Consider the following 20878-nt stretch of genomic DNA (forward strand, 5'->3'; position numbering starts at 1 on the left):
GGCAATTATAGCACAGCTAAAAAAAACCTGCATTTGTGGTGCAGGTTTTAGATGAAATAAGATGGTTCTGGCTAAATATCATAACTGTGGCTAATCACTTAGCATCACCCAATGATTTTGGGTGATGCTAAGTGATGGGTGGCTCCCTTTGCCTTTTTTATCAAAGCCAAAAAACCGCTCCAGATGAACACGAAAAAATCATCTTATACTTCAGATGTTGGCTTTGTGATAGAATTGATCGGTGCTATAATCAGCCATTATCTCATAGGAAAAGTTCATGTCCGAATTCAACAAAACCAAAGGTATAAAACGCATCATCAAAACCTTATCTTATTCTAAAGATGGTTTTAAAGTTGCTTTAAAAGAACCTGCTATTTTTCAGCTCTTGTTGTTACATTTGCCCCTAGCAGGCTTGGCACTGTTGCTTGATTTTACTTTGGCGGTCAAGATGGTATTAATCGTTGGTTCGTTTTTGTCGCTCATTGTGGAGTTTATTAACACCGCTGTGGAAGCTGCCGTTGACCATACTTCCATGGAAATCCACCCCCTTGCCAAAATCGCCAAAGATGTTGGTTCGTCAGCTCAGTCTTTGGCACTCATACTGGTGGCGGTGCTGTGGGGTATGGCGGTTTTTGGTACTTAAAAAAGTCATTGTGTTTACTGTTGGCTTATCAAAAGTTGCCATCACGGTAGAAATTTTGGGTATAATAGAATAAATTCTTCCTATGTTTAATACCCATGACCTACACCACCATTCCAAATCTTGCCACCTTTGACACCACAAACATTGACAAAAACCGTCCCCCTGTGGTGTTGGTGGATGGCTCGTATTACCTGTTTCGTTGCTTTCATGGTTTGCCACCGCTTGCCAACAAAAACGGCTTGCCCACCAATGCCATTCGTGGCGTCCTAAATGCTTTAGGCAAACTCATCAAAAGATATCATCCTACTCACATGGCAGTCGCCTTTGACACCAAAGCACCTACCTTTCGTCATGAGTTGTCGCAAGCCTATAAAGCTCACCGTCCGCCGATGGATGACGACTTGCGAGTGCAGATTCCTTATGTTCATCAGATGATTGAAAAATTGGGCATACCGCTCATCAAAATTGATGGTTTTGAGGCAGATGACATCATCGGTACGCTTGCCCACACTGCTTGTCAGAACGGCTATCCTGTGATTATCTCCACAGGTGATAAGGACATGGCACAGCTTGTGAACGATTGCGTGATTTTGGAGGATAGTTTTAAGGATAAAATCACCGATGTGGCAGGCGTGCTTGATAAGTTCGGTGTACACAACACCCAAATCGCCGACTATCTAACACTCATGGGCGATGCCTCAGATGGTATTGCAGGCATTCCTAAAGTTGGGGCAAAAACCGCCAGTAAGCTACTTACCGATTATGGTGATATTGATGGTATTTTGGCGAATTTGGCAAACATTAAAGGCGTGGTTGGCAAGAACATTGCCGAACATCAAGACGACATTCCCCTAAATCGTACGCTTGCTACGATTGTTACTAATTTAAAGTTGCCTGTGTCGTTTGATGAATTAAAGTTGGACGATAGCCAAAGTGCCAGCTTAGGACGAGCCAAAGCACTGTACCAATTATTCAATGAGCTAGAATTTAAAAAAGAAATGGCGGAGCAAGCGGCGTTATTAAGATTGGCTGATGAATCTGTCAAGAAAGATGTACTGGTCAGCACTGATAATGATTTTGGCAATCATCAATCAAATGATGACGCATTAACCCGTGATTTGTCAGATGGACTGGGCGTTAAGCCTTTGCCCATCAAAGATGGTGGGTATCGCACCATTACTACTCTTGATGATTTTAATGTCTTGATTGGTCAATTAAAATCCAGTCCTTATTTTGCCATTGATACCGAAACCACCGACATTAACTGGCAAAAGGCGAAGTTGGTTGGCATTAGCATTGCCACCGCCAATTATGAAGGTTATTATATCCCTGTGGGGCATACGGGTGATTTTGATATTTTGATAGACAGTCAATTAGACATAGCATTTGTGCTAAATGAGCTAAAGCCTATTTTACAAGACCCTAAGATTGGTAAAATCGGTCAGCACATCAAATACGACAGCCACATCTTTAAAAAATACGGCATTGAGATTATTAACTGGCAGATGGATACCATGCTGGCCAGCTATGTGATTAACAGTGTCGCCACTCGGCACAACATGGATGATTTGGCAAGTCATTATCTGGGTGTAAATACCACCACTTTTGAGGAGGTGGCAGGCAAGGGGGCAAAACAGATTAGTTTTGATAAGGTAGCACTGGACAAAGCAAGCGACTATGCTTGTGAAGATGCGGACATTACTTATCGTTTATTTAGTGTGTTTGATGAATATCTACAGCAAGATAAAAATGCTAAAGATTTGCTTGAAAAATTAGAAATTCCCACCGCCCAAATACTTGCCCAAATGGAATATGACGGCATTTTAATTAAGCCTGAATTTTTAAATCAGTTGTCATTGACATTTGATAATCAAATTTATGGCTTGGAGCAAAAAGCCCATGAGTTGGCAGGGGAGGCTTTTAACCTTGCCAGTCCAAAACAGCTTGGAGAAATTTTGTTTGGTAAATTGGGCATATCAGGTGGTAAAAAAACCAAAACAGGGCAATATTCTACTTCAGAGGCGACCCTTGCCAAGATAGATCATCCACTTGTAGAGATTGTGCTAGAACATAGAAGCTTGTCCAAACTCAAAAGCACCTATACAGATGCACTCATCAAGGCTTGCGATGAGAGTGGGCGAGTGCATACCAGTTATCATCAGGCTTTGACGAGTACAGGGCGGTTGTCATCATCAGATCCTAATTTACAAAATATCCCCATTCGTACGGAGACAGGTCGGCAGATTCGTAAGGCCTTTGTTGCACCAAAGGGGCGTGTGATACTGGCGGCGGATTATTCACAAATTGAGCTTAGGCTTATGGCTCATTTTAGTGGCGATGAGAGTCTGATTAGTGCTTTTAATAATAATTTAGACATTCACACTGCCACCGCTGCTGAGATTATGGGTAAAAATCTAGATGAGGTTACATCCATTGAGAGGCGTTCGGCTAAGGCGGTGAATTTTGGGCTACTGTATGGCATGGGTGTGTTTGGGCTTGCCAAACAGCTTGGCGTAACCAATGATGTGGCTAAAGATTATATCCAACGCTACTTTGCCAGATATCCTGCGATTAATGACTACATGGACAACACAAAAAATCATGCCAAAGAGATGGGCTATGTTACCACAATCTTGGGTCGTAAACTCTACACCCCTGATATCAACTCATCTAATGCAATGATAAGACAAGGGGCGCAGAGAGCCAGTATTAACGCCCCCTTGCAAGGCAGTGCTGCCGAAATCATCAAACTTGCGATGATTGCGGTCAATCAGACTCTACCCAAAGACCATGCCAAACTGCTACTCCAAGTCCACGATGAGCTTGTCTTTGAGGTGGATAGTGATAAGGTAGATGAGATTGGAGAGCTGATTAAAACTGCCATGCAAAATGTGCTAACCGACACCGCCCAAAAGTTGGGTTGGGTGGTGGATTTTGCCGTACCACTTGTGGTGGAGATTGGTGTGGGGCAAAATTGGGACGAGGCTCATTGATGGGCTAGATTGATGGTTGGTGGAATGCAAGACCATTGAGAAAGATTTGATGAAATAGCCATAAAAAACCTTATTTGCCAATAGGGCTTTTTTATTTTCAAATCGCAACCTTAGTAGATTTATGATAAAATAGCCATCAAACACCGCCATGATGCACGATTAACAACAAAAATTCATTCAAGGACTTATCATGATTAGCCAACACAAGTTTGATTGCTTAGCAGAGCAGGGCTATACGCACATTCCCCTTGTCAAAAAACGCCTGATGGATGATGCAACCCCTGTGTCAGTCTTCGCTAATTTGCGTAAATTTTTTACATCAGCGTATTTGTTTGAGTCGGTGGTGGGCGGTGAACGCTGGGCAAGATATTCGATGATTGGATTGGGCTCAGATATTATCATTGAATACCTTGATGATAAGGTGGTATTAAAAGACACTCGTGCTGATACTGTTAGTACCTACGATGAAAATCCTTTTGATTTTATTCGTCAATTTATGGCAAATTACCAAACACCAAGCCAAAACGAACTGCCCGAATTACCTGCATTCAGCGGAGGGCTTGTGGGCTATTTTGGTTATGATATGATACGAGTGATTGAGCCGTCTGTAGGAGCGTCTCACGCCCCAAATCCCTTGCAGTTGCCTGATATGTGGTTGACTTTATCATCATCGGTGGTGGTTTTTGATAATCTAGAGCATACTTTATCCATCGTTGTTTACGCCGACGCCAAAGCCAAAGATGGCTACAAAAAAGCACTAAGACACCTAGATGTCATTGAAAACTTGCTTTCGCATAAACCTGATTTGTCGGTAAAAAAACAACCGTTGCCACACTTTATTTCACAAACTGGGCAAAATAAATTCTGTACCGATGTGGATCGCATCAAAGAATACATCAAGGCAGGCGATGTCATGCAGGTTGTACCCGCTCAGCGTTTGTCAGGTGAGTTTGATGGCGACCCATTGGCGGTGTATCGAGCTTTGCGTTATCTAAATCCATCGCCTTATTTATTTTTAATTGAGGCTCAGACTTCTGGTGATGAGTCATTTGCCATTGTGGGTGCATCGCCTGAGATTTTGTCTCGCATTGAGACAGTGGGTGATGAACGCAAAGTAACAGTAAGACCGCTTGCGGGTACTCGTCGGCGTGGCGTGGATTTGGCGGAAGATTTGGCGTTGGAAGCAGAGCTTTTAGCTGACCAAAAAGAGATTGCTGAACACTTGATGCTCATTGACTTGGGGCGTAATGACATTGGGCGAGTGTGCGACATCGGCACGGTAAAAGTTACAGATAAAATGTTCATCGAACGCTATTCGCAAGTCATGCACATCGCCAGCAATGTTGAGGGCGTGGTATCGGCGGATAAAGATGCGTTAGATGTGTTCTGTGCTACCTTTCCTGCCGGTACGCTCTCAGGGGCTCCCAAGATTCGTGCCATGCAAATCATAGATGAGGTTGAGCCTGTTCGCCGTAGTGTATTTGGTGGTTCGGTCGGTTATTTGGGTTGGTCTGGCAACATGGATACTGCCATTGCCATTCGTACTGCTGTACTAAAAGACGGTCAAGTCCATATTCAAGCAGGGGCAGGGGTGGTCGCTGACTCCAACCCTGCGGCTGAGTGGGACGAAACCAACAAAAAAGCCTTGGCCATCGTCAAAGCGGTTGAGATGGCGTGTGGTGGGCTTGCGGTTTAATTATAATTTTTCACAGATTTGTAAATTTGGCTGAACAAAGTCGTCCCAAGCGATGTATTTGGCTAAATGTTCTTTATAATAATTTTCTACCTGACAAATAAGCGGGCGATCGTCGTAAATTAAACATAAATTGGTGCCATCATCAAAATGCCGACAAGCACCATCGCCACGATTCAAATAAGCGGTATGCTCACTTAAATTGACATGGCGACAGCATTTGCCACAGGAAGTGCATGGAAAAGGCGTAAGATTATCCATGTAATTTTTTAGCTTTGTTGTGTAGCCATGACATGGTACTGGCACTATCTCCCATTTTATAGGGTAGGTCTATGCCACGCCTATCTACTTCGGCTTGCAAGATTTGCCCTTTTTCAGTTTCATTGCTAGCGTAGCTAAGAGCATTGGATAGATCTTTTAGTTCCTGAGGGTTGAGATTGAACTCTATTTTAGCAAGATTGGCAACATAGATGTTTAGTTTGGCATTGATTTCTTTCATATGATCCAAAAAGGCATCGTATTTATTTTTGAAACCATTTAAATATTGCCACACTTTCTGCATGATGGGGCTGTGATAAATCAAGTAACGAATACCCATCATTAAAAGACCTGTGAATAACGCACTAATAAAAGCGGCAACCTCTGTGCCAAAAGGGAAGGTTAAGATTGTTGCCAATTTCTGATGAAGCATAACGCCTAGTATGGTAGCAATGCTTGCAAGGATAAGTTGGGTAATCTCTCTCCAAATCGCCAAATGTTAACCGTTGAGGGTTCAACACCAAAAGTTTGACGATCTGTACTAAGTTGCTAAAAGATTCACGAATGAGCTTTCCCACCAGTTTTGTACTGGTTGAAAAAAATATTTAAAACAGTTTTGGTGATGCTATTTAGGATGCCAGCAATAAAATTATCTTTAAAGGCATTCAATACATCTTGAAATCTTAATTTGACTCTGTTGAAAATACTCTTCAAGGCACTCTTTAATTTACCCCAAAGCATCTCAAGGCTGAAATCTGTTTAGCATTTCTTTAAAATATCTGGTATAGCTTTTCGTAATTCAAACCAAATTTCTGCCAGTATTAGTCCTATAGCCTGCCTTGCCCCCATGCGAAATCCTTGGCTAATGGCGGTTTGCCCTGCATTTTTAAGAAATTTGCTACTGGTATAATAAGCCTTATTAATATCTTTATTATATACACGGCGTGCTTGTTTATCAGCCTCCATTATTGCGTTTTTATCAACACTTTTTAGGGCTTTGAGATGTTCTTCATTCTTGCGTATTTCTTGTTTTAAATCTAAGACCTCCTGACCATGAGCATCCGGTGGTAGGCTAGCCAATTTTTTTGTTATCTTGGATTTTTTTGCTCGCAATTCTTGATGGTTTTAGGGAAAGTTTCATTCAAATATTTTTCAATAGAATGTTGGCTTTTGGTAATATTAATTTTGTCATATGTGGACTGAAAATTGCTATTTTGATTGGCAAGATCTGGACCATCTAGACCTGCCAAAACTCTGCCTGTGTCATCATGAACTTCTTTGGCAGATATAATATGGTCAAGATGACGCTTCTCACCTTGTTTCATTGTTGTATTGCGATAGGCATCATGCAATTCACCTGATTGATGTTTTTGCTTATCTTCTCTGCCTTTGTTGATATAATTTTTATGTGAATGATAAGCATGAGCATCATAATCTCCCCGATTTTCATAGGTAGACCGAGCTTCATCAGTTGCCCATATGCCTTGACGGGCATTGTGAATGGTATCTACATCACCGCCTTTTTTATCTTCAAATAGTAAAAAATCCAAGCCAAAAGTGGTTACAAGGCTATGAGTAACAGTCCTGTTCAGCTCGCCTGTCCAATCAAACTTTTCTGTTGTTATCATTGCTACCTGCCAAATTAAGGTGCCATCAGTCATTTTAAATGTATCCAAAATGACTGATGGATGATAGAGATTGAGTATTTTTATGATGCGTATTGCTTACTGGCTATGACTGCTTCATCCATAACCTCTTGCATTTGCTCATCATTTAGGACATTGAACCCATCTTCTTGTTGTAATACAGGCGAGCCGTTTTCATTATAGATGATCTCGCCATCGCTTGTTTTGATTTTAAATATGGGTATGGTCATGACATCTGCTAGTATGCTAGCAAGGGTATAACCATTTTCAATTTCTCGATGAATAGCCTTGTCTTGTTCAATGATGTCAAGCCTGTCGGTTTTCACGAGTTCTGCTACGGCTTTTAAATCATCTAAGTAATATATAAACTCTCCATAAATGTCATCAACATTTTTGGTGATAACTTCGACATAGCTAGTTAAATTTTTTAAATAAGCACATGATTTATTTACTTGTTCGGTGTAGTCTCTTACTTCCTGTCTGATTGACCTTGCTTTTTCTAAAGCGTCTTCGGCATGGGAGGCAAAAGCCCAACCTGTTATGGCAATCACAGGTGCTGCAACCACGCCACTTAGAATCATAGGGCCTCCAGTTATACCTAAGCCACCTGCTGCCAATGAACCACCACCAATGGCTGCCATGGTTGCATTGTAAGCTGCTACACCTGATAGAGCGGCTATCGGTGTGCCTGTAGAAGCTGCTGCCAATGCCATGGTGCTACCATAAACAGCGTAAGCTGCTGCACTACCACCTGCTACACCGCCAACAAGTTTGCCTGCATAAGCAATGGTGTTCATAGAGATGGCTTCAATTTTTTGTAATTCTAACTCTGGAAGATCAATAGTCAAGGGTTGCTTCTTATTGCTGTTGATTTTACCCAATAGCTCATCTGCAATTTCTTGAAACTGATGTATGTCCTGCCCAATTTTCAAGTAAAGCTCACCTAGATCGTCCAATCTTTTTTTAGCACGCTTATCGGCTTTTTCTAGTTGGGCTTTCTTAGACTCATATTGATCTTTGGCACGCTCAAGAATCTCATCGGCGGTGTTTTTGTCTTGATAGCCGTCTTAGGCTTTTTTAGCACCATAAATAGTACTTGCCGCAGCAAGACCGCCTAGAATAAGTGGTAATGGCATGGTTCGTCTCCTTAAAAAATGCTGATAATCAGCGGGTTTAAAATAAATTTAATTTAAATATGACCTTAATTCACTCTCAAGCCTATCTTGCCATTCTTTTGGCTCGATAATGGTCAAATGCGGTATCCAACATCGTATAATGGGCGATAATTCGTCATAATGCCAAACGGTGCTTTGTACGAGCCAGTTGCCACCGGCTTGCTCAGAGATGATGGATTGTTTGGGTAAAATTTGCCTTTGCTGAAAATAGGATATGACCTTTTGACTAACATTGATCAGAACGGTTATTTCTTGTTGCCCAAGCCAAATACTAGCATCGCTTCTAATAATTGCTTCAATGTTGCCATGTTTGACAAAGTGGTCTGTGCTGATACTTAAACTGTGAATTTTGCCCAATCGATAGTTTTTTAATTTTTCATTTTCCATGCCTACTAAGTACCAATACCCTTCTTTAAAAATCAGTTTATAGGGATGGATACTGCGTTCTTTGTTGTCATAATGACAGTGGATGATTTGGCGATGGATAATGGCATGATCTAGCTGTTTCATCATTTCATTGAGCGTTTGACTGTTTTCATAGGAATGATGATGAATGTGATATGGGCTGTCTGAATTCTGCCGAATCAGTTCTCTTAAAAACCCAATATCCATATTTGGTAGCAGGTTGTGAACACCGATGAGTTTTAAAAGCTCGCTCAATTCTTTGTGAGTTAAATTAAACCGTCGTGTATTATCCAGATAAACGACTCCTCGCTCACGCACAAGAGGTAGGTAACATTCCATGCGATTCAAATCACGGCGAATGGTCTTATCACAAACATCGTATTCTTTCGCTATCGCTTTAGTGCTTAGCTTCTCGTTGCTGTTTAGACGGATAAAAATATCGGCAAATCTGTCTGCCAATCGTTCGTGTTTATTGCTCATGTGTTTTATAATCGTTTGTTGCCTTGTTAATATATAGCAAAACGCCAATAATTGCATGAAAAAATTGTACTCATTTTGAGTAAATCATGCAATATGATGTAAATAAGTCGGCTATGACTAAAAGTATTCACACCGCTCAAATGATGAGTCTGCGAACATGGTTGTATCATGAACGCAAAGCTCAAAACCTATCCATGCGTACACTTGCTCAACGATTGGGTCGTCCTCACTCCTTCGTCCAACGGGTAGAGAATGGCGATCGTCGTCTGGATATGGTTAAATTTGTTCAATATTGCCAAGCTCTCAATGTTGACCCTAGGGTAGGGCTTAAACTGATTCTTTGTATAGAATAAATCATATGATGGACAGGTTGTGTTCGTAATAATAAGATTTGTTCTTTAAATTAAAAATTAATTGATGACAACCTTATCATCATTAAAATGGGACGATTACCCATAAAAAATACAGATATGGTGGTGGCAGTGAAATACCTGACATTGAAACATGATTTGGATATTAAGAATCTTTGATAAAATAAATCAATAAAAAACAATAGCTTATAAAATTATTTTAAAATTAATAAAAAAATAACTTGCACAATATGAAATTTATGTTATTATACGCACCACTTAGGAAACACCGCCGGCTTAGCTCAGTTGGTAGAGCAACTGACTTGTAATCAGTAGGTCGCCAGTTCGATTCCGGCAGCCGGCACCACTCCTAAGAAATCTTTCAGATATAGCCCTGTTGTTAGGCTTAATCTTTTAAATGACCATTAAAAGATATATCTGTACCAAATTGGTGGGGTTGGGGAGCGGTCAAACCCAACAGACTGTAACTCTGTCGCGAAAGCTTCGAAGGTTCGAATCCTTCCCCCACCACCATATTTATACTACCTTATATTTACTGCCCTGCGGGTGTAGTTTAGTGGTAGAACCTCAGCCTTCCAAGCTGATGGTGCGGGTTCGATTCCCGCCACCCGCTCCATTTTGCTCTTATAGCTCAGCGGTAGAGCACTCCCTTGGTAAGGGAGAGGTCTCGAGTTCAATTCTCGATAAGAGCTCCATATTTATTAGCTTTTTAATAAGTTTGTCCGTTAGATTTACTTGTCATTTAGATTTTTATTTTCTGTATTCTTAGCTAGAATATGGATTTTTTTGTATTTAAAAAATCCATATTGCCAACTTTATGCCAGAGGTAAATTTTGGCAAATGATGGTAATTATTGGTGAGACAAGAACCGTCATTCATGCAGATGAAAGCCTACAATAAAGCAATACCGCTTATTGGTGTTGGGTTTGTCTTTTGATGGCGATTATACTAAGTGTATGTTGGCTGTATGCCCATCTTATTCTATGACTTTAGAACAGTTCTCCTGTAGTTTTGCACCAAATGGGTGTATATGTGCAACAAAATGGCTATCAAAGCATGCAATGATGACAACCAAAAACAGCAAATATTGACTAACTTCTGAATGCACAAAGGATGTTAAATTGATATTTGGCTTGACTGTTTATTGGTGATGATGTTTTATTTAGTAGGTGTGCTGATTGCTTGTGAGAAATGATGATGTGGGGGTTTTATGGGGCATCTTTGCTGTTGCTGACTGATATACAGATTGGGCGATGGTGATTTTTGTGAGCTACGCCATGCGAAGAAAAGCCATGTAAAACCTGTTTGATGGTTGCAAACACTTGGTTGTGTGTTATAATAGAAGAGATATAGCAAATAATTTGCTAGATGGCTCGATAGAATAATGGGCAATCATTATTTTATTTTTTAAACAACATGAGGATATACTTATGGCCAAAGCCAAGTTCGAACGTAACAAACCACACGTAAATGTAGGCACCATCGGTCACGTTGACCACGGTAAAACCACACTAACTGCTGCTATCGCTACTGTTGCTGCTAAGCACCACGGTGGTGAAGCTAAAGACTATGCTGCTATTGACTCAGCTCCTGAAGAAAAAGCACGTGGTATTACCATTAACACTTCTCACATTGAATACGACACTCAAGCTCGTCACTACGCACACGTAGACTGCCCAGGCCACGCTGACTATGTTAAAAACATGATCACTGGTGCAGCTCAAATGGACGGTGCTATCTTGGTTGTTGCTGCAACTGACGGCCCAATGCCACAAACTCGTGAGCACATCCTACTATCTCGTCAGGTTGGCGTACCATACATCATGGTATTTATGAACAAGTGTGACCTTGTTGATGACGAAGAGCTACTAGAGCTAGTAGAAATGGAAGTGCGTGAACTTCTATCTGACTACGACTTCCCAGGTGATGACACACCAATCATCAAAGGTTCTGCACTACTAGGTCTAAACGGTGATCAAGGTCAATATGGCGAACCAGCTATCCTTGAGCTACTAGACACTCTAGACAGCTATATCCCAGAGCCAGAGCGTGACATCGATCGTCCATTCCTAATGCCAATCGAAGATGTATTCTCAATCTCTGGTCGTGGTACTGTTGTAACTGGTCGTGTTGAGTCTGGTATCATCAAAGTTGGTGATGAAGTTGAAATCGTTGGTATCAAAGACACTGCTAAGACTACCTGTACTGGTGTTGAAATGTTCCGTAAGCTACTAGACGAAGGTCGTGCTGGCGAGAACTGTGGTGTACTACTTCGTGGTACTAAGCGTGAAGAAGTTCAGCGTGGTCAAGTACTTGCTAAGCCAGGTTCAATCACTCCGCACACTCAATTTGACGCAGAAGTATACGTACTATCAAAAGAAGAAGGTGGTCGTCACACGCCATTCCTAAATGGCTATCGCCCACAATTCTACTTCCGTACTACTGACGTAACTGGCGCCATCACTCTACAAGAAGGTACTGAAATGGTTATGCCTGGCGACAACGTTGAGATGAGTGTCGAGCTTATCCACCCAATCGCTATGGACAAAGGTCTACGCTTCGCTATCCGTGAAGGTGGTCGTACTGTAGGTGCTGGTGTTGTTGCTAATGTTAAAGGCTAATCTTTAACAAACCAACACAAACCAAAACAAAGCATCAGCTTTAACCCAAAACCCCTGCCAGAGATGGTGGGGGTTTTTGGTTGGGTGGTAAAAAATTATAATTAAGACTTGTATTTTTAAAAAAACCTGCTATAATAGCAGTCCTTAACACCTTAGGCGATTGGCTCAATTGGTAGAGCATCGGTCTCCAAAACCGAGGGTTGGGGGTTCGAGTCCCTCATCGCCTGCCATCTTATCTTTCCATACCATTCTTTTAATCATAAAAAATTGGTCACTCCAAGGCAATCTTCTGCATGAGCGATAATAAACATTTTGATTCACAAGCTGAAACTGTGGCGTCAAATAGCTCAGGCCAGCAAAAAAAACCAATTATCATATCCAAAGAAAATGTTGTCGAAGTTGCAAAAAAGCGTTCGGGAACAGACTACATTCTTTGGCTTTTAGCGATTGTTGTGTTGATTGGTGCAACCCTTGCTCCTGAATATTTGCCAAGATACTGGGTTTATGCAAATGACATTTGGATTCAGCTTGGAATTACGGTGGTTTTGGTTGTTTTTGCTATTGTGTGTTTAGCACTTACTCATCAAGGCAGAGCTTTTAAGACCTTGCTAAAAGATGCAGGCATTGAGCTAAGACGAGTAACTTGGCCAAGTAAAGACGAAACCATTCGCTATACTTGGCAGACAGTTTTGGCAATAATTATTTTTGGGCTAGTCATTTGGCTTTTAGATAATGTTTTTAACAAAATTGTTGGTTTTATTTTAAATTAATTCATTTTTAAATTGATTCAAGGGTGATGCGATGCGTTGGTATATTATCCAAGCATTTTCAGGTTATGAAAAGCAAGTACAAAGGTCTTTGATTGAGCGTATCAAACGCAGTGAATTTGCTGAATCTTTTGGTGATGTGCTTGTGCCAACCGAAGAAGTTATCGAGATGCGTGACGGTAAAAAACGCACAGTTGAGCACAAGCTGTTCCCTGGTTATGTCTTGATTAATATGGAGATGACCGAAGATACTTGGCATATCGTTAGAAGCTGTCCGAATATCACAGGTTTTATCGGAGGCACTCCAGAAAACCCAGCACCTATTACCAAAGCTGAAGCTGACCGTATCTTAAACCGCATTCAAAAGGGTAACGATGCCCCTCGTCCAAAAACCATGTTTGAACCTGGCGAAGAAGTGCTGGTGATTGATGGTCCATTTACCGACTTTAAAGGCTTGGTTAAAAAAGTTGATTACGATAAATCAAAATTACATTTGACTGTCAGCGTGTTCAATCGCCCAACGGAAGTTGAGCTTGAGTTCACTAAAGTTGAAAAGATTAATTAGTTTTGATATAATTTAATTTTTGCTCTAGGCGTTGCTTAGGGCTTTTCGTTGAATTAAATATTGATTTAATTCTTAACCCTGGGGAGCTATTTTAGCGTTATTACCCACCATTGGAGAGAATCTCATGGCAAAGAAGATTGATGGCTACATCAAGCTACAAGTGCCTGCTGGTAAGGCAAACCCATCACCACCGATTGGTCCAGCTTTGGGTCAAAAAGGTGTGAATATCATGGCTTTTTGTAAAGAGTTTAATGCAGCATCTGCAAACTTTGAGCCAGGCTTGCCAATCCCAGTTGTTATCACTGTTTTTAACGACAAGTCTTTCACTTTCATCATGAAGTCGCCACCTGCGGCAGTCCTACTGCGTAAAGCAGCTGGCATTGCTAAAGGTTCTAGTGTACCTAACAAAGACAAAGTTGGTACAGTAACTCGTGCACAACTAGAAGAAATCGTAAAAACCAAAGAGGCAGACCTAACCGCTGCTGAACTTGAAGCGGCAATTCGTACTATTGCAGGTACTGCTCGCTCAATGGGTCTAAATGTGGAGGGTGTATAATGGCTAAGCTAACTAAGCGTCAAAAGCTAATCAACGAGAAAGTTGATACTAAAAAACTATACACCATCGAAGAAGCAGTTGCGATTTTGAATGATTTGCCAGCAGCAAAATTCAAAGAGTCTATTGATATCGCCATCAATCTAGGTGTTGACCCTCGTAAGTCAGACCAAGTTGTTCGTGGTGCTACCAATCTACCTGCAGGTACTGGTAAAACTAAGCGTGTTGCAGTATTTGCTCAAGGTGCGGCTGCTGAAGCTGCTAAAGAAGCTGGTGCTGATGTTGTTGGTTTTGAAGACTTGGCAGAAAGCATTAAAGCTGGCAACCTTGACTTTGATGTGGTAATCGCATCTCCAGACGCAATGCGTGTGGTTGGTCAATTGGGTACTGTACTTGGTCCACGCGGTCTCATGCCAAACCCAAAAGTTGGCACAGTAACTGCCGATGTTGCTACTGCGGTTAAAAACACCAAAGCAGGTCAGGCACAATACCGTGTTGATAAAGCAGGTATTATCCATGCTTCTATCGGTCAAGTTGGTTTTACTGGTGAGCAAATCGAACAAAACGCAACTGCTTTATTGAACGATTTAAAGCGTGCTAAACCAGCGACCTCTAAAGGTATTTATATTAAGAAAATTACCTTGTCTAGCACCATGGGTCCTGGCATCGCCATCGATCCAGTACCGCACCGTGCGAACAAGTAAGAGATAATTGTGGCGGACGCTTAGTCAGATAATTCTTGATTTTTTCGGCGTTTTGCTTATAATACTCAATTTCGTTGCTAGTTTTCCCGTTATCAAAATTAGCAACGCCATATTTTTAGTTCAGCACAGCGGGTTGTGCTGTCTAAGACCGTAGGTGTGATTGATTGTTTTCAAGCAATTACCTAAATTATGAATAAAACCATAAGCCTACGCAGACGGAAAGACGATAAGTCGCCGTATTTTGGTGTAGATTTTTTAAATCTATAAAACTTGCTTATTATCCGCATGGATAATAAATATGGAGACAACCCATGGCACTAAATCTTCAAAACAAACAAGCAATTGTTGCTGAAGTAAATGAAGCTGCCAAAGGTGCGCTCTCTGCTGTTGTTGCCGATTCTCGTGGCGTAACAGTAGCACAGATGACCGAACTTCGTAAATCGGCTCGTGCAGCAGGTGTTGATATGCGTATCGTGCGTAATACTTTATTACGCCGTGCCCTAGAAGATACCGATTTTGCTTGCATGAACGATACATTCGTTGGTCCTACTCTAATTGCATTTTCAAATGAACACCCAGGTGCAGCAGCACGCTTGTTCAAAGAATTTGCAAAGGGCAACGACAAGTTCGAAATCAAAGGCGCAGCTTTTGAAGGCGAATTTATTGATGCAAAATCAATCGATAAACTTGCAACACTACCAACCTACGACGAAGCTATTGCTCGTTTGATGGGTACAATGAAAGAAGCGGCAGCTGGCAAACTTGCGCGTACTTTGGCTGCACTTCGAGACAAACTGCAAGCAGAAGCGGCTTAATTTTTCCAAATATTTTAAAAATTATCCGTTTAATTTATTTTATACTCTTATTTCATAGGAACAATTGCTATGTCACTAACTAACGAACAAATTCTAGATGCAATCGCAGAAAAATCAGTAATGGAAATCGTTGAGCTTATCTCTGCGATGGAAGAAAAATTCGGCGTGTCTGCAGCAGCTCTAGCAGCAGCTCCAGCAGCTGGCGGCGAAGCAGCAGCAGCTGAAGAAAAAGACGACTTCAATGTTGTTCTAACTTCTGGCGGCGACAAGAAAGTAGCTGTTATTAAAGTAGTTCGTGAAGTAACTGGTCTAGGTCTAAAAGAAGCTAAAGACCTAGTTGAAGGTGCTCCACAAACTATCAAAGAAGGTGCATCTAAAGCTGAAGCTGAAGAGCTTAAGAAGAAACTTGAAGAAGCTGGCGCAAGCGTTGAGCTTAAGTAATTTTAGTCATCAGTTGCCATTGATGATTTAATGGTCTGATTAAAATGATTTAAAAAAGCCAATTTTGCATTTGCAATTTTGGCTTTTTTATTGGTTTTAAATCAAGGTTTGGTATATATACCAAATCTATCATGCGTTATCTTGCTTTGGTTCATCTGATGGCAAGTGGTTTTGTCATACTTGACAATAATTTGTATTGTGAAATATGTAGTATTTTAGACAACGACTGTTTGATTGATATATTTGCAGATTGTTAGATTGGCTACCTAGCTGGATTATCCCAAATTGATGCAAATTATTTATGTTATGCTTGCTTTTTATGATTATTTTTGTTAGAATTTATTATTTGACCTTTTGTGTTAGTTGTTCTTGTCAAGCAGAAAACACAAACTAAAAGGACAAACATACCCTATGCAAAACGACTTAATTTGTAATTAACCAAAGAAATAGCTAAATATCGCTTGGTATTTGGCATTTTGTCGTGTTTGTTTGATATGCAGTAGGGGCGTATCTGACAAATTGCGTGGGTTTTATGGGCGTTTGACAGCCGTCCCTTTATTGACAGTATTTCATTTTTAAAGGTTGGCTCTTGTTTTTGCAATGGGCTTTTCCAAATTAACGTAAGGAATCTTAATGGCTTATTCTTATACCGAAAAGAAACGCATTCGTAAAAGTTTTTCTAGACTTCCAGACGTCATGGATGTACCGTATCTATTGGCAATCCAAGTAGATTCTTACGAGCAGTTCTTACAAGAACACAAAAAGCCAAAAGAGCGTGCTAATGTTGGTCTGCAAGCTGCTTTTTCATCAATTTTCCCAATCGCTAGCCACTCTGGTAACGCTGAGCTTCAGTTTGTTGAGTATTATTTGGGTGAACCTGAATTTGATGAGCGTGAGTGTATCATGCGTGGCTCAACTTTTGCTGCACCACTGCGTGTAAAAATTCGTTTGGTCATTAAAGATAAGGACAGCAAAGATAAAGATAGCAAGGCGGCAATCAAAGACATTCGTGAGCAGAGTGTCTTTATGGGCGAAATTCCGCTGATGACAGACAATGGTACTTTCATCATCAATGGTACCGAGCGTGTCATCGTATCGCAGCTGCATCGTTCGCCAGGTGTTTTCTTTGACCATGATAAGGGCAAATCGCATTCAAGTGGTAAGGTGCTTTATAATGCTCGCATCATTCCTTATCGTGGTTCTTGGCTTGACTTTGAGTTTGATGTTAAAGATTTGGTGTATGTGCGTATTGACCGTCGCCGTAAGTTGCTTGCCACCATTATTTTGCGTGCAATCGGTATGGAGACAGCAGACATTCTATCTACCTTCTTTGAAACGGTTGAGGTTTATAAAGGTGATGAATCGTTTGAAATTGAGCTGATTGCTGAACACTTGCAAGGTGAAATGGCTCAATTTGACATTGTATCGCCTGAAGGTAAGGTCATTGTTGAGCAAGGTAAGCGTATTAATGCTCGCCGTATCAAGGAAATCCAAGCATCCGGTATGACAAAACTTGCTGTGCCTGATGAGTATCTGTATGAGCGTATTTTAGCAGAGGATATTGTTTATCACGATGAAGTGATTGCCCGTGCCAATACCTTAATCAACCATGATCTTTTGGTAAAATTGGCGGACAAGAGCATTAAAGGCTTTAAGATTTTATTCACTAACGACATTGACCATGGTGCGTACATTGCCGATACCTTGCGTGCTGATACCGTGATGTCTCGTGAAGAGGCATTGATTGAGATCTACAAGGTGATGCGTCCAGGTGAGCCGCCAACGCTAGAAACTGCTGAAAAATTGTTTGAACAAATGTTCTTTAGCCAAGAGCGTTACGATTTGTCCAATGTCGGTCGCATGAAGTTCAATCGCCGTTTGGGTCGTGATTTTATCGATACTGATGACATTGATGTACAGCGTGAACAAGGCGTACTATCTAATCAAGACATCATTGATGTACTAAAAGAGCTGATTGAAATTCGCAACGGTCGTGGCGAAGTGGATGATATTGATCATCTGGGCAACCGCCGTATCCGTTCAGTGGGCGAGATGACAGAGAATCAATTCCGTATTGGTTTGGCTCGTGTGGAGCGTGCAGTTAAAGAGCGTCTGACAACTGCAGAGTCAGATAGCCTATCGCCACAAGATTTAATTAACTCAAAACCTGTGGCAGCAGCGATGAAAGAATTCTTTGGTTCATCGCAGTTATCGCAGTTTATGGATCAAAACAACCCGCTTTCAGAGATTACCCATAAGCGTCGTGTATCAGCACTTGGTCCTGGTGGTTTGACTCGTGAGCGTGCAGGCTTTGAGGTGCGAGATGTGCATAATACGCACTATGGTCGTGTCTGTCCGATTGAGACACCTGAAGGTCCAAACATTGGTTTGATTAACTCTTTGGCAGTATTTGCTAAGACCAATAACTTTGGCTTTTTGGAGACGCCGTATCGCCGTGTTATCGATGGCAAGGTAACTGACGACATTGAATACATGTCAGCCATTGAAGAGGTGGGTTCGGTGATTGCACAGGCAGACTCGCCAATGAACGAAAATGGCGAACTGACCGAAGAGATGGTCATGGTGCGTTATCAGGGTGAATCGGTGCGTATGGGTGTGGATAAGGTTACCCATATGGATGTATCGCCACGCCAAGTTGTCTCGGTGGCAGCGTCTTTGATTCCGTTCCTTGAACACGATGATGCTAACCGTGCCTTGATGGGTGCGAACATGCAGCGTCAAGCTGTACCGACTTTGCGTTCTGATAAACCGCTTGTGGGTACTGGCATGGAGCGTCATGTGGCTCGTGATAGTGGTGTGTGTGTGGTCGCTAAGCGTGGTGGTGTGATTGAAGAAGTTGATGCCAGCCGTGTCATCGTGCGTGTTAATGAGAGCGAGATGACCGTTGGTGAAGCGGGCATTGATATTTATAATTTGATTAAGTACACCCGTTCCAACCAAAATACCTGTATTAACCAACGCATTATTGTCAACGAAGGCGATGTGATTGCTCGAGGAGACATCTTGGCTGATGGACCATCGACCGATTTGGGTGAATTGGCACTTGGTCAGAACATGCGTGTGGCGTTCATGCCGTGGAATGGCTATAACTTTGAGGACTCCATCTTATTGTCCGAGCGAGTGGTACAAGAAGATCGGTTTACTACCATTCATATCCAAGAGCTAACCTGTGTGGCTCGTGATACCAAGCTAGGCCCCGAAGAAATCACTGGCGATATTCCGAATGTGGGTGAGGCAGCGCTTGCCAACCTTGATGAGGCAGGTATTGTCTATATCGGTGCTGAAGTGGATGCGGGTGATATTTTGGTCGGTAAAGTAACACCAAAAGGCGAAAGTCAGCTAACCCCAGAAGAAAAGCTACTTCGTGCCATCTTTGGTGAAAAGGCAGCCGATGTTAAAGATACTTCACTTCGTGTACCATCATCAACTAAGGGTACAGTAATTGATGTGCAGGTATTTACTCGTGATGGTTTAGAAAAAGACAGTCGTGCCAAAGCCATTGAAAAGGCAATGTTGGACAACTATCGCAAAGACTTAAAAGAAGAGTTGGTGATTTTTGAAGCGGCGGCTCGTGGTCGTATCGTACATCTGCTTGATGGCGAGGTAGTAAGTGGCGGTGCAGGCTTTAAGGCAGGTACAGTATTGACAGCAGTGGATATGGAGCATTTATCTCTTGAAAGTTTGTTGGACATTCAACCCGCCAAAGAGGAAGTCTCTGAGCGTTTGACCCAAATCTCTGAATATCTGACTGACAAGCAAAAAGAGATTGATAACAAATTTGCTGAGAAAAAACGCAAATTGACCGCAGGCGATGATCTGGCACATGGTGTACAAAAAATCGTTAAGGTGTATTTGGCAGTGAAACGCCGTATTCAACCTGGTGATAAGATGGCAGGTCGCCATGGTAACAAAGGTGTTGTTTCTCGCATCATGCCTGTTGAGGACATGCCGTATGATGAAAAAGGCAATCCTGTTGATATCGTACTAAACCCACTGGGTGTACCTTCTCGTATGAACATCGGTCAGGTGCTAGAGACGCATTTAGGTATGGCGGCTCGTGGTCTTGGCGACAAAATCAATGAGATGATGCGTGCTCAGGCAGCTGTAGGCGAACTTCGTGAATTCTTGGATAAGATTTATAACAAAGTTGGCGGCGAGCAGGTGGATTTAGACAGCTTGTCAGATGAAGATATCTTGGCAATGTCTGAGAACCTGCGTGCTGGTGTGCCGATGGGTACAGCCGTCTTTGATGGTGCTAAAGAGAGTCAAATCAAAGAGCTTTTAGAGTTGGCAGGTCTTGATAAATCAGGTCAGCAAACACTGTATGACGGAAGAACGGGCAAGAAATTTGACCGTCCTGTTACGGTGGGCTATATGTATATGCTTAAATTGAACCACTTGGTTGATGATAAGATGCACGCTCGTTCAACAGGTTCATACTCACTAGTAACACAACAACCACTTGGTGGTAAAGCACAGTTTGGTGGTCAGCGTTTTGGTGAGATGGAGGTTTGGGCACTTGAGGCATACGGTGCAACTTATACTTTACAAGAGATGTTGACTGTGAAGTCGGACGATGTTGAAGGTCGTACACGCATGTATAAAAACATCGTTGACGGTGAGCAATACATGAACCCAGGTATGCCAGAGTCGTTTAATGTATTGACCAAAGAAATTCGCTCACTGGGCATTAACATTGACTTAAAAGAAAAGAAAAAATAAGCCAA

At 41.7% G+C, this 20878-nt stretch carries 18 protein-coding genes and 5 tRNA genes; 17 read left to right on the top strand and 6 right to left on the bottom strand.

Annotation, left to right across the window (positions count from 1 at the left end; translation table 11 throughout):
- Positions 1-277: 277 nt before the first annotated feature.
- The 3 genes from LU276_RS01210 to LU276_RS01220 all read left to right on the top strand — a co-directional run bounded on the left by LU276_RS01210 (position 278) and on the right by LU276_RS01220 (position 5332).
- The gene (locus LU276_RS01210) at positions 278-643 is read left to right on the top strand and encodes a diacylglycerol kinase (RefSeq protein ID WP_284673889.1); all 366 of its coding nucleotides are present in this window, start codon (positions 278-280) and stop codon (positions 641-643) included.
- 95 nt (positions 644-738) lie between these two features.
- Positions 739-3636, top strand: a complete 2898-nt coding sequence (polA, locus tag LU276_RS01215) for a DNA polymerase I (protein ID WP_284673890.1) — start codon at positions 739-741, stop codon at positions 3634-3636.
- A 190-nt stretch (positions 3637-3826) separates the two neighbouring features.
- Entirely contained in the window at positions 3827-5332 is a 1506-nt protein-coding gene (locus LU276_RS01220) for an anthranilate synthase component I family protein (protein ID WP_284673891.1), read from the top strand.
- Here the strand turns inward: LU276_RS01220 and LU276_RS01225 are convergent, their stop codons facing one another.
- The 6 genes from LU276_RS01225 to LU276_RS01250 all read right to left on the bottom strand — a co-directional run bounded on the left by LU276_RS01225 (position 5333) and on the right by LU276_RS01250 (position 9293).
- On the bottom strand, positions 5333-5590 hold the full coding sequence (locus LU276_RS01225; RefSeq protein ID WP_284673892.1) for a YkgJ family cysteine cluster protein: 258 nt from the start codon (positions 5588-5590) through the stop codon (positions 5333-5335). It abuts the gene before it with no gap.
- Positions 5583-6083: a hypothetical protein gene (locus LU276_RS01230; RefSeq protein WP_284673893.1), complete on the bottom strand. Its 501-nt coding sequence runs from the start codon at positions 6081-6083 to the stop codon at positions 5583-5585. The genes LU276_RS01225 and LU276_RS01230 overlap by 8 nt, the downstream gene beginning before the upstream one ends.
- 263 nt (positions 6084-6346) lie before the next feature.
- Positions 6347-6700 (bottom strand): hypothetical protein, encoded by a 354-nt coding sequence (locus LU276_RS01235; protein ID WP_284673894.1) that lies wholly within the window; start codon positions 6698-6700, stop codon positions 6347-6349.
- A complete protein-coding gene (locus LU276_RS01240) occupies positions 6676-7248 on the bottom strand; it encodes a CBS domain-containing protein (protein WP_284673895.1) in 573 nt (190 codons plus the stop codon). Before LU276_RS01240 ends, LU276_RS01235 begins: the two co-directional genes overlap by 25 nt.
- Positions 7249-7295: 47 nt before the next feature.
- Positions 7296-8165, bottom strand: a complete 870-nt coding sequence (locus tag LU276_RS01245) for a chemotaxis protein (protein ID WP_284673896.1) — start codon at positions 8163-8165, stop codon at positions 7296-7298.
- Positions 8166-8417: 252 nt separating this feature from the next.
- The gene (locus tag LU276_RS01250; RefSeq protein WP_284673897.1) at positions 8418-9293 is read right to left on the bottom strand and encodes a helix-turn-helix transcriptional regulator; all 876 of its coding nucleotides are present in this window, start codon (positions 9291-9293) and stop codon (positions 8418-8420) included.
- A 113-nt stretch (positions 9294-9406) separates the two neighbouring features.
- Here LU276_RS01250 and LU276_RS01255 point away from each other — a divergent pair, with 113 nt between their 5' ends.
- The 14 genes from LU276_RS01255 (at position 9407) to rpoB (ending at position 20873) form a co-directional block, all read left to right on the top strand.
- Positions 9407-9646 (top strand): helix-turn-helix domain-containing protein, encoded by a 240-nt coding sequence (locus tag LU276_RS01255; RefSeq protein WP_284674543.1) that lies wholly within the window; start codon positions 9407-9409, stop codon positions 9644-9646.
- A 288-nt stretch (positions 9647-9934) separates the two neighbouring features.
- Positions 9935-10010: transfer RNA gene (locus LU276_RS01260), tRNA-Thr, on the top strand.
- A gap of 83 nt (positions 10011-10093) precedes the next feature.
- A tRNA-Tyr gene (locus tag LU276_RS01265) sits at positions 10094-10177 on the top strand.
- Between the two features lie 29 nt (positions 10178-10206).
- A tRNA-Gly gene (locus LU276_RS01270) sits at positions 10207-10280 on the top strand.
- 4 nt (positions 10281-10284) lie between these two features.
- A tRNA-Thr gene (locus tag LU276_RS01275) sits at positions 10285-10359 on the top strand.
- Positions 10360-11094: 735 nt separating this feature from the next.
- Positions 11095-12285, top strand: coding sequence for an elongation factor Tu (gene tuf / locus LU276_RS01280; RefSeq protein ID WP_284673437.1), 1191 nt, complete (start codon positions 11095-11097; stop codon positions 12283-12285).
- Between the two features lie 154 nt (positions 12286-12439).
- Positions 12440-12515, top strand: a tRNA-Trp gene (locus LU276_RS01285).
- Between the two features lie 63 nt (positions 12516-12578).
- Complete coding sequence (secE, locus tag LU276_RS01290) at positions 12579-13055, top strand: preprotein translocase subunit SecE (RefSeq protein ID WP_284673898.1); 477 nt, start codon at positions 12579-12581, stop codon at positions 13053-13055.
- A 31-nt stretch (positions 13056-13086) separates the two neighbouring features.
- Complete coding sequence (nusG, locus tag LU276_RS01295; RefSeq protein ID WP_284673899.1) at positions 13087-13617, top strand: transcription termination/antitermination protein NusG; 531 nt, start codon at positions 13087-13089, stop codon at positions 13615-13617.
- 124 nt (positions 13618-13741) lie between these two features.
- The gene (gene rplK / locus LU276_RS01300) at positions 13742-14173 is read left to right on the top strand and encodes a 50S ribosomal protein L11 (RefSeq protein WP_284673900.1); all 432 of its coding nucleotides are present in this window, start codon (positions 13742-13744) and stop codon (positions 14171-14173) included.
- Positions 14173-14874, top strand: coding sequence for a 50S ribosomal protein L1 (gene rplA, locus LU276_RS01305; protein ID WP_284673901.1), 702 nt, complete (start codon positions 14173-14175; stop codon positions 14872-14874). The genes rplK and rplA overlap by 1 nt, the downstream gene beginning before the upstream one ends.
- A 311-nt stretch (positions 14875-15185) precedes the next feature.
- The gene (rplJ, locus tag LU276_RS01310) at positions 15186-15689 is read left to right on the top strand and encodes a 50S ribosomal protein L10 (protein WP_284673902.1); all 504 of its coding nucleotides are present in this window, start codon (positions 15186-15188) and stop codon (positions 15687-15689) included.
- Between the two features lie 69 nt (positions 15690-15758).
- Entirely contained in the window at positions 15759-16130 is a 372-nt protein-coding gene (gene rplL / locus LU276_RS01315) for a 50S ribosomal protein L7/L12 (RefSeq protein WP_284673903.1), read from the top strand.
- Between the two features lie 633 nt (positions 16131-16763).
- The gene (gene rpoB / locus LU276_RS01320) at positions 16764-20873 is read left to right on the top strand and encodes a DNA-directed RNA polymerase subunit beta (protein ID WP_284673904.1); all 4110 of its coding nucleotides are present in this window, start codon (positions 16764-16766) and stop codon (positions 20871-20873) included.
- The last annotated feature ends 5 nt before the right edge of the window (positions 20874-20878 follow it).

The organism is Moraxella haemolytica, assembly GCF_030177935.1.
Classification (GTDB): Bacteria; Pseudomonadota; Gammaproteobacteria; order Pseudomonadales; family Moraxellaceae; genus Moraxella; species Moraxella haemolytica.